Origin of the sequence: Cellulomonas sp., assembly GCF_036279715.1 — a bacterium.
In the GTDB taxonomy this organism is placed as follows: Bacteria; Actinomycetota; Actinomycetes; order Actinomycetales; family Cellulomonadaceae; genus Cellulomonas_A.
This window is the reverse complement of sequence record NZ_DASUIR010000158.1, coordinates 1-13,851: the sequence shown is the minus strand read 5'-3', so window position 1 is coordinate 13,851 and position 13,851 is coordinate 1. Positions and strand designations below refer to the sequence as shown.

The window sequence follows — 13,851 nt, the reverse complement described above, 5'->3', positions numbered from 1 at the left end:
CGGAGCGGCTCGCCGGTGCCCGCCGTGGGACGCGTGGCGAGCAGGGCTGGTCAGGGCACAGCATTCACCACCAGGACGAGTGCCTGCCCGGGCGAGAGCACCGGCATCGACAGCCCGACGAGCGTGAGGACGGCGCCGGGCACCTCCAGGCCGGACGTCCGCGCGGTCGCCATCCACCCGGGCTCGGCCACCTGCTCGGTCTGAGGCGCCGGGATCCCCGCGGGCAGCGTCACCCGGTACCGGCGGGCGGGGTCGAGTCCCGGGAGCGGGCGCAACCCCGGGCGGACCGATCGCCCGGTCTCCAGCTGGACGAACGCGAACACCCCCGCACCGGCATCCCGGGCCACGACGCCGTGCAGTCGCTCGCCCGGCTCGTCGGAGTCCGCGCGGACCACGTCACCGCTGTGCAGGAGCGGCCGGAGCTCCTTGTACAGCGAGATCCAGTCGCGCAGCTGGTCGAGCTCGACGGGCGGGCACGTCGTGATGTCCCACTCGAGACCGGCATGACCGAACAGGGCGGTCGCGCACCGCATCCCGAGGTCGACGTGCCGGTGGGTCGTGTGGGCGACCGGTGGGCCGACGTGCGCCCCGACGAGCTCAGGGGGGAGCAGGAGCGTGGTCCAGAGCTGGATGTCGGTCCGCTCGATCGCGTCGTTGCAGTCCGAGGTCCACACGCGGTGGGTCCGCTCGAGGATGCCGAGATCGACCCGGGCGCCGCCGCTCGCGCAGCTCTCGATCTCGAGTCCCGGGTGCCGGGCGAGCAGCGCGTCGAGCAGGGCGTACACCGCGGCGGTCTGCCGGTGGACCGCCGGGTGCCCGCCGCTGACGGCCTCGAGCAGGTCCCGGTTGTGGTCCCACTTGAGGAAGTCGATCCGGTTCTCGGTGACGATCGCGTCCAGGCGCTCGAGGATGTGCGCCCACGCCTCGGGGTTGACCAGGTCGAGCACGTGCTGGTGGCGCCACGAGCGCCCGTCCGCCGGGCCGAGCACCCAGTCCGGGTGCGCGCGTGCCAGGTCCGAGTCGAGGTTGACCATCTCAGGCTCGACCCAGAGCCCCGCCTGCATGCCCAGCTCATGGACGCGGTCGACCAGGGGGAGCAGGCCGTCGGGCCAGACCTCGTCGCTGACGACCCAGTCGCCAAGACCCGCGGAGTCGTCCCGGCGCCCTCCGAACCAGCCGTCATCGAGCACGAACCGCTCCACGCCGATCGAAGCGGCGGTCTCCGCGAGCTCGAGCAACCGCCCCAGGTCGTGGTCGAAGTACACGGCCTCCCACGTGTTCAGGACCACCGGCCGAGGCGAGGACGGGTGCTGGGCCCGCGCCCGAAGTCGGCGGTGCAGTCGTGCCGAGATGCCGTCCAGGCCGTCCGCCGAGTGGACGAACAGGACGAGCGGGGACGTGTGCTGCTCTCCCGGTGCAAGCCGGACCTCGGCGGCGCCGAGGAGCTCGCCGCCCCCGAGCACGCTGCCGTGCGGGCCCGCACCCTCGGGCAGCCGCTCGACCAGGTGGGTGTGGTTGCCGCTCCACGCGACGTGCGTGCTCCAGACCTCGCCACGCCGGAACCCGAACCCGGACGTGCCGGCGCTCATCAGGAGGGTCGCGTCGTGACCGGATCGCCCCCGCCGGCTCGACCGGAGGTGCGTGCCCTGCTGCACCTCGAAGCGCTGCGGTGCGCGCTCGCGGGTCCAGCGTCCGGTGAGGTCGAGGCCGTGCACGGCGCGCTCGGGGATCGGCAGCAGGTGCTGCAGAGACACGATGTCGAGTGCGTCGTCCCCGAGGTTCCGCACGGTCACCTGCTCGGTGAGCACGCCGTGGTCGTCGAGCGTCAGGACGATGACGACCTCGAGCTCGGCGGCGTCCTCGTGCGCGCTGACGGTGACCCGTCCACCGTCCGTGACGACCGGTCCGGACAGCTGGAGGCGGAGCGGGTGGCTTGTGCCGGCGCGCGCGACCTCGAGGCCCGGCGTCCCGCTCCAGCCGTCCGACTCGGAGGGCAGCAGCGTCAAGGGGACCGGGTCGTCCGCGGTGCTGATCGCGGCCGGAGCCCCGGAGACGTGCGCGAGGGAGCTGACGTCGTCGCCGAGGTCGCGACCCCAGTGCAGGACGCGGGGGATGAGCGGTCCGGAGACGTCGAGGACCAGCGCCACGCCTGCGGCGCGGAGGTTGACGAGGGGGGTGTCGGCCGACACGGTGGAGGTCCTCCTGGCTTTCGAGACGGTCCGTCACCGAGCTGTCCGGGGTGACGGATGACGGTACGGCGGTTGTGGCTCCGCCCGAGGATGCCGGTCGGACGTCAGCCCTTCGTCGACCCCATGGTCAGTCCGGAGACGAACTGCTTCTGCAGGAGGAAGAATACGATCAGGGTCGGCAGCGCCACGATGATCGACCCCGCTGAGAGCAGGTTGAAGTCGGTGAAGAACTGCCCCTTGAGGTTGTTGAGCGAGCTCGTGATCGGGTACTTGTCGCCGCTCTGCAGCAGGACGGTCGCCCAGAAGAACTCGTTGTAGATCCAGGTGACCTCGAGGGTGGCGAGGGCGGCAAGCGGTGGCCGGCACAGCGGGATCGTGAGCTGCCACCACTGCCGGAAGACGCTCGCACCGTCGACGTCGGCGGCCTCGTAGAGCTCCATCGGGATCGTCTTCATGTAGTTGCTCAGGACGAACGCACAGAACCCCGTCTGGAACGCGGTGTTGATCGCGATCAGTCCCCACAGGCTGTTGAGGAGCGTGCCCGAGTCGTTGATCCACGGCGGAACCGGGACTGCGCGGAACATCCGGAAGATCGGGATGAGCAGTGCCTGCGGGGGGAGCAGGTTCGCCGCGGTGAACATCCCGAGCAGGGCCAGGTTGAACCGGTAGCTGAACCGGGCCACCACGAACGCCACCATCGACGAGAGCAGGAGCGTGAGGAGGACCGCGGGCACGGTGATGATCGCGGAGTTCAGGAAGTGCTTGGTGAAGTCACCCTGCTGCCACGCGTTCGTGAAGTTCGCCACGGTGAACCCGCCGAACGACGCGTAGCCGTGCAGCGCGGTGTAGTGGTAGTCGCGGAAGCTGTTGTAGAGCGCCCACAGGATCGGGAACAACCAGGTTGCCGCGACCACGATGAGGAAGACGTGCAGCAGCCGGCGGCCCGGGGTGATCGGCTTTCGCCGGATCGTCGGTGCAGATCCGACGGTCCGCGACGAGTCGAGTGCGACCTGGCTCATCGGTCCCCCTTCATGACGACGCGCAGGTAGATGACGATGAAGCCCGAGCTGATCAGCAGCATCACGGTCGCGAGGGCCGAGCCGAAGCCGATCCGGCTCGCCTCACCGACGACGTTCTGCGTCACGAGGGTCGAGATCAGCTCGAGGCCGTTGCGTCCCTTGTTGATGATCCAGACGAGGTCGAACGCGCGGAGCGACTCGATGAACGTCACCACGAGGATGATGATGTTGATGGGCCGCATGACCGGGAAGATCACCCGGAAGAAGGCCTTCGACTCGGAGCAGCCGTCGATCGCCGCAGCCTCGCGGAGCGACTGGTCAACAGCCTTCAGGCCCGCCAGGTAGAGCAGCATGATGTAGCCGACCTGGCGCCAGGAGGTCGCCACAAGAGCGGCCCACAGGTTGTACCTCTGGTCACCGAACCAGTCGATGCTGCTCCCGGTGACGGCGTTCAGCAGCCCGTTGTCCTTCGAGAAGATCAGCTGCCAGATGAAGCCGATCAGGGCGAGGGAGAGGACCACCGGCATGTACAGGGCCATCTGGTAGACCCGAGTCCCGCGGATCTCCTTGTCGAGAAGCACGGCCAGGAACATCCCCATCGGCGTCGCCACGAGGAACATGACCGCGAGCCAGATGAGGTTGTGGGTCATAGCCGGCCAGAACGGCGGGTAGTTCGTCGTGACGTTCTGGTAGTTCGTCAGGCCGATGAAGTTGTCGGCCGTCAGGTTCCCGATCCCGTTCCACTTGGTGAACGAGAGCACCACCGACGAGATCGCCGGCAGCCAGATCAACCCGATCACCACGATGCTCGGGATCGCGACCATCAGGATGATCGTGATCCGGTCGGCCGTGCTGCGCCTCCGCCTGCGCGGCCCGCGTCGCGCGGGCAGACCAGGTCTGCCCACGCGACGCGGTGCGGTCGGGGAGGGAACCTCTACTGATCTCTCAGACATGGTGGCCCTCGTCTCGGTGCGACGTCAGGAGGCGAAGATCGACTTCTTCTGGCTCTCGATGCTGTTCACCAGACCGTCGACGTCGCTCGGGTTGCCGATGAAGGTCTGGATCGCGGGGATCATGACCGTCGAGGCGAAGTCGGGGCGCGTGTCGCGGTCCATGAACTGCGAGATGTTCTTGGCGCTGCCGATGAAGTCGACCGCCTTCTTCTGCAGGACGGTGTACCCCGAGGCATCCGCCTTGCTGTTGGTGGCGATGACGGTCGGGTCGCCCTTGACGTACACCTCCTGCGCCGCGGCGGTGGAGAGGTACGCGAGAAGGTCCTTCGCGCCAGCCGCGTTCTTGGGCTTGCTCGACATCATGAAGCCGTCGATCGGCGCTTCGATCGCGCCGGTCCCGACGTTCGAGTCCATCTCCGGGAACGTGAAGAAGTCCAGGTCGTCGCGGTCGGCGCCGGCGGTGAACTGCTGACCCACGAACATGCCGAGGACGTAGGTCGCGGACTCGTTCTTCTGCAGCGACTGCGCGGCCTCCTGCCAGGTGCGGCCGAGCGAGTCGGGCTGCGACACCTCGAGAAGCTTGCGCCACGCGTCGAAGACGTTCTTGACCTTCTGGTCCGTCCAGGACTCCTTGCCGGCCATCAGGCTCACGTGGAAGTCGTATCCGTTGAGGCGCAGGTTGATCTGGTCGAAGGTGCCCATGGCGGGCCAGCCGTCCTTGTCCGCGAACGCGAGCGGGACCAGTCCGTCCTTCTTGATCTGGGTGGACAGCGTGTAGAAGTCGTCCATGGTCTTCGGGACCGTGTAGCCCTTCGCCTTGAAGACGCTCGGGCGGTAGAAGACGGCCCACGGGTACGTGGTGAACGGCACGAAGTACTGCTTGCCGTCGGTCGCTGTGGACGCGCTCTTCATCGCGTCGGACTCCCCGGAGATCTTGCTCCACACGTCGCTGATGTCACCGGCGAGGCCTTGTTCGGCGAAGAAGCGCATCCGGTACCCGGCGAACCACGTGAACACGTCGTCCGGCGAGCCCTGGAGGTAGTTGTTGATGTTCTCCTGGAACGAGTTGTGGTCGACGGTGTTCGTCGTGACGGTCACGCCGTTGCTCTGCGCCTGGTAGGCCGAGATGATGTCGGCGTACGCCTGCTTCGGCACCGCGTCCGACTGGTTCGAGCCGAAGGTGACGACACCGCTCGCCTTCGACGCGGCGCTGGCGCCTCCGGTAGAGCTCGACGTGGAACCCGACCCGCACGCGGCGAGCGCGGCGAATGCCGCGGCGCCCATCGTGCCCATGAGCATCGTTCGCCTGCTCATGGGGCTCGACGCGAAGGACGAGATGAAGGCTGACGGGACAGAGCCTGAGATCGGCTCGGAGTTCTGGTTGGACACGACTCCTCCTGGGAATCCATACGCGTCGACATTGACGGGTGACGGACGGTGCTGCACGGAACTCGCCAGCGAGGCCGTGGAGTGCGCGCGTCGTTGCTACGCGCCCCATGAAACCGTTGATCAGGCGACAGCGCAAGAGGTACGGTCGTCCTGACTGATAGCGGTTTCATAACGGCGCAACGGCCGCCGAGCTGCGCTCTGTCATGCCCGACCAGCGGGGAGGCCCATGGTCGTCGGGGTCGAGGGCGTCGTGGTCCGGCGCCTCGCACAACCGAAAGTAGGGTCGTCCTGTGAACAACCCGGTCGAGCGTCGACCCGTCATCGCTGACGTCGCGCGGGTCGCCGGTGTGTCGGTCCCGACGGTCTCCCGTGTGCTGACCGGATCGGTCCCGGTGAGCGAGGAGAAGCGCGCGCTCGTGCACGCGGCGATCGAGGCGCTGCGCTACCGACCGAACGCCGCGGCCCGCGCGCTCGTGAGCGGGCATCGGTCGATGATCGCCGTCGTCGCGATCGACACCACGCGCTACGGGTACGCCCAGACGATGAAGGGCGTCGAGGCGTCCGCCCGCGATGCCGGGTACATCGTGGTGGTCGTCGTCGTGGAGTCAGCCGCCCCGGCCGCGCAGCAGGCCGCGATCGACAAGGTCCTCGGCCAGTCGGTCGCCGGCGTGGTGGTCCTCGAGTTCGACCAGGTCGGCATCGCGGTGTCCGACGCGCTGCCCCTGAGCATCCCCACCGTCTCGGTCGGGAGCGCGCGCCGCCGGTCGAACCGGCACCCACGCGCATACCTCGACGACCAGGCGGCGGCGACCGCAGCGACCAACTACCTGCTGGAGCTCGGCCATCGGACCGTGCATCACCTCGCGATCCCCCCGATGTCGGGCCGAGTCGGCCGCGAGCTCGGCTGGCAGCGCGCCCTCGTGGCCGCGGGCGCGCCCGTTCCCCCGCGGCTGGACGCGGGCTACGATCCGGCGTCCGGGTACGACGTCGGCAGACAGCTGGCGGCCGACCCCGAGGTGACGGCGGTGCTGTGCGGGAACGACGAGCTGGCGATCGGGCTCATGCGCGCGCTCGGCGAGGCCGGCCGCGCGGTACCCGACGACGTCAGCGTCGTCGGCTTCGACGACCAGCCCTACGCGGCGATGTGGACGCCGTCGCTCACGACCGTCGTCCAGGACTTCGACCATCTGGGCCGCCGCGCGTTCGCCCAGCTCGAGTCCTTGATCCGGACGGGGTCCGCGCCACGTGTCTGGCGCGCGACCCCGCAGCTGGTCATCCGCGAGAGCGCCGGGCCACCCCCGGGCGCTGCCGAGGGTCTGTCCGACGAGGGACTCACCGCAGCGGCGTCACCCGGCCGGTGAGGTGCGGCTTCCGCGAGCTCGCGTTCCAGCCCGCCACGTCGTACGCGCCCGTCTCGTCCGGCGCGATCCGCACGGTCACCGTCCCCGGCAGGAGCACCGGCGTGGCGAACTCGACGGTCCAGGTGAACGCGTCGCCGCGCGCAGCCCCGACGACGGCGAGCGCGCGTGACGCGGTGTACATCCCGTGCGCTATCGCCCGCGGGAAGCCGAGGGCCTTCGCGGTGAGCGCCGAGAGATGGATCGGGTTGCGGTCGCCGGAGACGGCGGCGTACCGACGGCCGGTGTCGGCGGCGAGCCGCCACAGTCCCGTGGGGACCGGCGGGACGAACGGGGTGCGATCGCCCGCGTCGTCGGCCACGCGCTCGGACCCGAGCCGCACCCCCTTCGCGAGGTACGTCGAGACGCCGCGCCACGCGACCGGACCGGCCGACACGTCGTGGCCAGGCCCAGCGACCCGCACCTCGGTCACGAGCTCGACCTGCGTGCCCCGCCGGTGCGGCGCGAGGTTCTGCGCGAACGCCCGGATGTCGAGCACCTCGCCGAGCGAGACGGGCCGCAGCTGCGTCACATGGTTGGCCAGGTGGACCATGCCGGCGAGCGGCAGCGGGAAGTCGGACCGCACCATGAGCGCCATCGCGACGGGGAACGCGAGGACGTGCACGAACCCGGCAGGCAGCACGTCGGACGCGCTCTCGCCGAGCAGGTGCTGGTACGCCGTGAGGTCGTCGGCCTCCGCGCGGACGCCCGCGACGAGGTACGCGACGTCGGGCAGCGTGCGCGGTGCGCGCCCCGCCCGACCCGCAGCCGCGAGCCGGGCGGATGCCGCGAACCCGCGCGCGTAGAGCGCGCCGAGCCCGGGGACGCGGGGCAGGACGACCTCGACGAGCGCGCGGTCCGCCGCCGCGGGGGCGGAGGTCACTGACCGACCAGGTTCTGCCCGCAGACGCGCAGCACGTGCCCGACTATGCCGCCGGCCTGCGGCGACGCGAGGAAGGCGACCGTCTCGGCGACGTCGATCGGCTGCCCGCCCTGCTGGAGCGAGTTGAGCCGGCGCGCGACCTGGCGTGTCACGGGCGGGATCTTCGCGGTCATGTCGGTCTCGATGAACCCCGGTGCGACCGCATTGGCCGTCCCACCGAACGCCGTGAGCAGCGGAGCGGTCGCGCGGACCATGCCGATCACGCCGCCCTTGGAGGCCGCGTAGTTGGTCTGCCCGCGGTTGCCCGCGATGCCTGAGGTCGAGGCCAGGGCCACGATCCGGGGCTCGTTCGTGAAGTCGCCCGACGTGAGCAGCTGCTCGTTGATTCGCAGCTGCGCGGCGATGTTCACCGCGATGATCGAGCCCCACCGGTCGGGCGTCATGTTCGCGAGCAGCTTGTCGCGCACGATCCCCGCGTTGTGCACGACGATGTCGAGCCGCCCGTGTCGAGCCAGGGCGTGCTCGAGGATGCGTGTCCCCGCGTCGGGCGCGGTGACGTCGAGCTGCAGGGCCGTCCCGCGGACACGGTTGGCGACGGCCGCGAGCTGTTCGCCCGCGGCGGGGACGTCGACGGTGACGACCGTCGCGCCGTCTCGCGCGAGGGTCGCCGCGATGGCCGCGCCGATGCCGCGGGCTGCGCCGGTCACCACCGCGACCCGGCCGTCGAGCGGGCGCTCCCAGTCGAGGGGGAGCGCCCCACCGTCGGTGTCGACGTCGAGGAGCTGGCCGTCGACGAATGCCGAGCGCGTCGAGAGGAAGAACCGCAGCCCGCCGAGCACGCTCGGAGCGGTGACCGGGACACCGTCGGCCACGACGACGCCGTTGCCCGTCGCGCCGGCGCGCAGCTCCTTGGCGACCGACCGCAGGATGCTGTCGACGCCCTGCCGGGCGGCAGCGGTCGCGGGGCCCTCGTCGGCCGTCGCGGGCCGCGAGATCGTCACGATGCGCGCGTGCGCAGGGAGTGCCTTGAGGACCGAGCCGAGCGCGAGGACGGGCTCCGCGAGGTCGTCGGGGTGGGCGACCTCGGTGAGCACGAGCACGACGCCGGCGTACCGGTCACCCGCGGCGGGGTCGCGGCGGACGTCGAGGTCCCAGCCGGGGATGGTCGACGCCGGGTCGATGACGCCGTCGGTCCCTGCGGTGCCGGCAGCGGCGCGCGAGGTGCCGGACAGGATGCGCGCCACGGTGTCGGCGTCCGCGCCAGAGCCCAGCACGAGCACCGGACCGTCGAGGAGCGGCTGCCCCGGGCGGAACCGGCGCAGGACCGCGGGCCGCGGCAGCCCGAGCTGCTGGGCGATCTTCTTCGTGAACCCCGAGTTGACGAGGTTCAGATAGGTGTCGGTCACGCTGCCTCCAGGATCGCGGTGACGCCGATGCCGCCCGCTGCGCAGACGGAGATGAGCGCGCGGACCGGGCGGTCGTCGCCGTTGGCCGCTTTGCGCCGCGCGAGCTCCTTGGAGATCGTCGCAACGATGCGTCCGCCCGTCGCGGCGAACGGGTGCCCGGCCGCGAGTGAGCTGCCGTGCACGTTGAGCCTTGCGCGGTCGATGGTGCCGAGCGCGCCGTCGAGACCGAGCCGGGTGCGGCAGAACTCTTCGGACTCCCAGGCGGCGAGCGACACGAGGACGGTCGAGGCGAACGCCTCGTGGATCTCGACGTAGTCGAAGTCGTCGAGCGTCAAGCCGTTGCGGGCCAGCAGGCGAGGGACGGCGAAGACCGGCGCGGTGAGCAGCCCGTCGACCCCGTGGACGAAGTCGACGGCTGAGGTCTCGGCGTCGACGACGACCGCGAGCGGGGTCAGGTCGTGGGCGGCGGCCCACTCGTCGGACGCGATGAGGACGGCCGAGGCGCCGTCGGTGAGCGGGGTCGAGTTGCCCGCCGTCATGGTCGCGGGCTTGTCGAGCCTCAGCCCGAAGGTCGGCGTGAGCTTCGCGAGCTTCTCGAGCGACGAGTCGGTGCGGAGGTTCGCGTCGCGCACGAGGCCACGGAACGGGGTCACGAGGTCGTCGAAGAACCCGGCGTCGTAGGCCTTCGCGAGGTTCTGGTGGCTCGCGAGCGCGAGCTCGTCCTGCGCCTCGCGGCTGATGTCCCACTGCGCGGTCGTGATCGCCTGGTGCTCGCCCATCGACAGGCCGGTGCGGGGGTCGGACGTGGTGGGCGCCGACGGCGCGAGGTCCTGCGGCCGGATGCGCGCGACCGCCGCGAGCTTCTGCACGGCGGTCTTGGCGCGCGAGAGGTCGAGCAAGACGCCCCGGAGCCGGTCGCTCACGGCGATCGGCGCGTCGGACGTCGAGTCCACGCCGCCCGCGATCGCCGACTCGAGCTGGCCGAGGCGGATCTTGTTCGCGAGCCCGACGACCGTCTCGAGACCCGTCGCGCACGCCTGCTGCAGGTCGTAGGCCGGGGTCTCGTTCGCGAGCGCCGAGCCGAGCACACACTCGCGCGTCAGGTTGAAGTCGCGGCTGTGCTTGAGCACCGCCCCCGCAGCGACCTCACCGATGACCTCGCCCTGCAGGCCGAAGCGTGCGACGAGACCGTCGAGCGCCGCGGTGAGCATGTCCTGGTTGCTGGCGCGCGTGTACGCGCCGCCCGATCGGGCGAACGGGATGCGGTTGCCGCCGAGGACGACGGCGCGCCGTGGCAGCCGCGGGGATCCCGGGGTGGCGTCCGACGACGCCTCGGTGGGGTGTGCGGTCGGGGTGACTGCCATGGTGTTCCTCTCGCGTCGTTGCGCAGCGGTTCACGGATCTCGCCGCGATCAAGATCGCAGAACGGGACTTCGGTCCCGGGTCACGGCTCTCGATCTCTGGTATATCCGAAACCCACAGTACCTGATACCTTCGGTTTCGTGAGCCCCGTCACACCTGGGCCGTCGACGCCGACGGACAACCTGCCTCCGCGGTCGACCGCGGGCGGCGCTGCCCCCACGGGTTCGGCCGCCACACCCTCCCCACGCTCGTCGAGCGACGCGTTCGGCCTGACCTTGCACCGGGACGACGCGGTCGACGGCCGGGCCACCCGGTGGGCCGACCACCGCGAGAGCCGCCGGGCCGAGTTCGTCCGGATCGCGCGCCGGACCGTCCACCACCAGGGACCCGACGTGTCCATGGAGGAGATCGCCGCCGCGGCCGGCACCTCGAAGTCGATCGTCTACCGCTACTTCGCCGACAAGACCGGGCTGCAGATCGCTGTCGCCGAGGCCGTCGTGCTGCAGATCCGGGGCGCCCTCGAGGGTGTCCTGCGGGTCGCCCCGACGCCGCGCGACGGCCTGCGCGCGATGGTCGCGGTGTACCTCGAGATGATCGAGTCGTCGCCCAACGTGTACGCGTTCGTGACCCGCGACGGGTCGGTCGAGTCGGGTGGGCCGCTCGGACACTTCCTCGACTCGGTGACAGCGCTCGTCGCGGCACCGTTCGCGCGCGGCCTCACCGACGACGACGGCGCGGCGCTGCGGGTCGACGTCGGCGACGTGTCCGTCCACCCCCACGCCCGCGACTCCGGCCACACGGCGCTCGCCGAGGTCTGGGCCGCCGGAGCGGTCGGCTTCGTGCGCGGCGCCGGCGAGTGGTGGCTGGCCCACCGCGACGCCCCGGGCGCCCCGAGCCGCGAGGCCCTCACGGCGCAGGTCGCCGCCTGGCTCTGGGCCGGCCCCGTCGGTCTGCTGGCCCGCGACCGCGGCCGGGCGCCCACCGACGAGCCGCTCGGTGGCCCGCTGTCCGCCTCGGCCTTCACGGCCGACGCCGGGCTCCCGGACCTCGCACGCCCCGACCAGCCCTGACCCGACCAGCCCTGACCCGCCCTCACCCGACCCGCTCCATCCCGCCCGCCCCGCCGACGATCGCTGCGACGAAGCTCCGACCACCCGACCGAGGAGACCCGATGACCACCACGACCGAACGCCCGACGCAGAGCCGCCCGGCCGCCCGCACCCCTGAGCCCCGGGTCGACGTCGAGGCGCTCGCGCGGACCCTCCTGGGCCCGTACGCCGAGCTGCGCCGCGGTGCGCGCGCCCTCGCGGGCGACCCCCGCTACCAGCGCATCGAGGGTCAGCCGATCGCCGAGCACCGGGCGCGCGTGCTCGAGCAGGTGCGGCTCCTCGCGGCCGAGGGTGACGTGCTGCGCGCGTTCCCGTCGGCGCTGGGCGGCCGCGACGACCACGGCGGGAGCATCTCGCGCTTCGAGGAGCTGATCGTCGCGGACCCCTCGTTGCAGATCAAGGCCGGTGTCCAGTGGGGGCTGTTCGCGTCGGCGATCCTGCACCTCGGCACGGCCGACCACCACGAGCGCCTGCTGCCCGACGCGATGTCCGTCGCGGTGCCGGGTGCCTTCGCGATGACCGAGACGGGCCACGGCTCCGACGTCGCGTCCGTCTCGACGACCGCGACGTATGACGCCGCGACCCAGGAGATCGTCATCCACACGCCGTTCCGGGCGGCGTGGAAGGAGTACCTCGGCAACGCGGCCCTGCACGGCACGGCGGCCGTCGTGTTCGCCCAGCTCATCACCCCCGACGGCCCCGGCGGGCGCGCGGTCAACCGCGGGGTCCACGCCGTCTACGTGCCGATCCGCGACGCCGCGACAGGTGAGTTCCTGCCCGGCGTCGGCGGCGAGGACGACGGCCTCAAGGGCGGCCTGAACGGCATCGACAACGGCCGGCTGCACTTCGACCACGTCCGCGTGCCGCGCGCCAACCTGCTCAACCGGTATGGCGACGTCGCGCCCGACGGCACCTACTCCTCGCCGATCGCGAGCCCCGGCCGGCGCTTCTTCACGATGCTCGGCACGCTCGTGCAGGGCCGTGTGTCGCTCGACGGCGCGGCCGTCAACGTCAGCAAGGTCGCGCTCGCCATCGCGGTCACCTACGGCAACCAGCGCCGCCAGTTCACCGGTGCGTCGGACACCGACGAGGTCGTCCTCATGGACTACGCCGAGCACCGCCGGCGCCTCCTGCCGCTGGTCGCCGAGACGTACGCCGCGGCGTTCGCGCACGAGGGGATGCTCGCCCAGTTCGACGACGTCTTCTCGGGTCGCAATGACACCGAGGGCTCCCGCGCGGACCTCGAGACCATCGCCGCGGCGCTCAAGCCGAAGTCGACGTGGCTCGCGCTCGACGCGCTGCAGACCGCCCGTGAGGCGTGCGGCGGCGCCGGGTTCATCGCCGAGAACCGGCTCGTCGGGCTGCGCGCCGACCTCGACGTGTTCGTGACGTTCGAGGGCGACAACACCGTCCTGCTCCAGCTCGTCGCGAAGCGCCTGCTCGCCGACTACTCCCGGGATTTCAAGGACGTCGACGCGGGCGGGGTCGCGCGCTACGTCGCGGGCCGTGCCGCCGACGCCGCCCTGCACCGCACCCCGCTGCTGCGCGCGGTGCAGACCCTGTCGGACGGCGGCAACGTGCGCCGCTCGGCCGGCCAGCTGCGAGAGGCCGACACCCAGCGCGCGCTCCTGCACGAGCGCGTCGATGCGATGGTCGCCGACGTCGCCCAGGCTCTGCGTCCCGCGACGCGGTCGTCCCGCGAGACTGCGGCTGCGCTGTTCGACGCCCACCAGCACGAGCTCATCGAGACCGCCCGTGCGCACGCCGAGGTCATCCAGTGGGAGGCGTTCACCGCGGCCCTCGAGACGATCGAGGACCCGGGCACGCGCCGCGTCCTGACGTGGCTGCGCGACCTGTTCGGCCTTGTCGTCATCGAGCGCAACCTCGCGTGGTACCTCATCAACGGCCGCCTGTCGGCCGGGCGGGCGCGGACCGTCACGTCCTACATCGACCGCCTCCTGACCCGCCTGCGCCCGCACGCGCAGGACCTGGTGGATGCGTTCGGGTACGGCCCCGAGCACCTGCGCGCGACGATCGCGACCGGGGTCGAGGCCCAGCGGCAGGACGAGGCGCGCGCGTACTACCGGGCGCAGCGCGCATCGGACGACGCACCGCTCGCGGAGAAGCTGCTCGGCAAGCGCTGA

General features: G+C 71.3%; 10 protein-coding genes. 3 read left to right on the top strand and 7 right to left on the bottom strand.

Annotated elements, in window-relative coordinates:
• Positions 1-50: 50 nt before the first annotated feature.
• The 4 genes from VFW79_RS14740 to VFW79_RS14725 all read right to left on the bottom strand — a co-directional run bounded on the left by VFW79_RS14740 (position 51) and on the right by VFW79_RS14725 (position 5,550).
• Complete coding sequence (locus VFW79_RS14740; protein ID WP_329678049.1) at positions 51-2,189, bottom strand: alpha-galactosidase; 2,139 nt, start codon at positions 2,187-2,189, stop codon at positions 51-53.
• Between the two features lie 104 nt (positions 2,190-2,293).
• Positions 2,294-3,208, bottom strand: coding sequence for a carbohydrate ABC transporter permease (locus tag VFW79_RS14735; protein WP_329678048.1), 915 nt, complete (start codon positions 3,206-3,208; stop codon positions 2,294-2,296).
• On the bottom strand, positions 3,205-4,032 hold the full coding sequence (locus VFW79_RS14730; RefSeq protein WP_329678047.1) for a sugar ABC transporter permease: 828 nt from the start codon (positions 4,030-4,032) through the stop codon (positions 3,205-3,207). The genes VFW79_RS14735 and VFW79_RS14730 overlap by 4 nt, the downstream gene beginning before the upstream one ends.
• Before the next feature lie 153 nt (positions 4,033-4,185).
• A complete protein-coding gene (locus VFW79_RS14725; RefSeq protein WP_329678046.1) occupies positions 4,186-5,550 on the bottom strand; it encodes an ABC transporter substrate-binding protein in 1,365 nt (454 codons plus the stop codon).
• 290 nt (positions 5,551-5,840) lie between these two features.
• On the opposite strand from VFW79_RS14725, the gene VFW79_RS14720 reads away from it, so the two are divergent.
• Positions 5,841-6,911 carry a LacI family DNA-binding transcriptional regulator gene (locus tag VFW79_RS14720; RefSeq protein ID WP_329678045.1) on the top strand — a complete coding sequence of 357 codons (1,071 nt, stop codon included), beginning with the start codon at positions 5,841-5,843 and terminating at the stop codon, positions 6,909-6,911.
• Here the strand turns inward: VFW79_RS14720 and VFW79_RS14715 are convergent.
• From VFW79_RS14715 to VFW79_RS14705, 3 genes are read right to left on the bottom strand one after another with little or no spacing between them, the layout of a single operon-like run.
• Positions 6,883-7,830 (bottom strand): MaoC family dehydratase, encoded by a 948-nt coding sequence (locus tag VFW79_RS14715; RefSeq protein WP_329678044.1) that lies wholly within the window; start codon positions 7,828-7,830, stop codon positions 6,883-6,885. The genes VFW79_RS14720 and VFW79_RS14715 overlap by 29 nt on opposite strands.
• Positions 7,827-9,236: a 3-oxoacyl-ACP reductase gene (locus VFW79_RS14710; RefSeq protein WP_329678043.1), complete on the bottom strand. Its 1,410-nt coding sequence runs from the start codon at positions 9,234-9,236 to the stop codon at positions 7,827-7,829. Before VFW79_RS14710 ends, VFW79_RS14715 begins: the two co-directional genes overlap by 4 nt.
• A complete protein-coding gene (locus tag VFW79_RS14705; protein WP_329678042.1) occupies positions 9,233-10,600 on the bottom strand; it encodes an acetyl-CoA C-acetyltransferase in 1,368 nt (455 codons plus the stop codon). Before VFW79_RS14705 ends, VFW79_RS14710 begins: the two co-directional genes overlap by 4 nt.
• A gap of 273 nt (positions 10,601-10,873) precedes the next feature.
• Between VFW79_RS14705 and VFW79_RS14700 the strand changes: the two genes are divergently transcribed.
• Together VFW79_RS14700 and VFW79_RS14695 are read left to right on the top strand one after the other, a co-directional pair.
• Entirely contained in the window at positions 10,874-11,668 is a 795-nt protein-coding gene (locus VFW79_RS14700; protein ID WP_414647993.1) for a TetR/AcrR family transcriptional regulator, read from the top strand.
• Positions 11,669-11,769: 101 nt separating this feature from the next.
• Positions 11,770-13,851 carry an acyl-CoA dehydrogenase gene (locus tag VFW79_RS14695; RefSeq protein WP_329678040.1) on the top strand — a complete coding sequence of 694 codons (2,082 nt, stop codon included), beginning with the start codon at positions 11,770-11,772 and terminating at the stop codon, positions 13,849-13,851.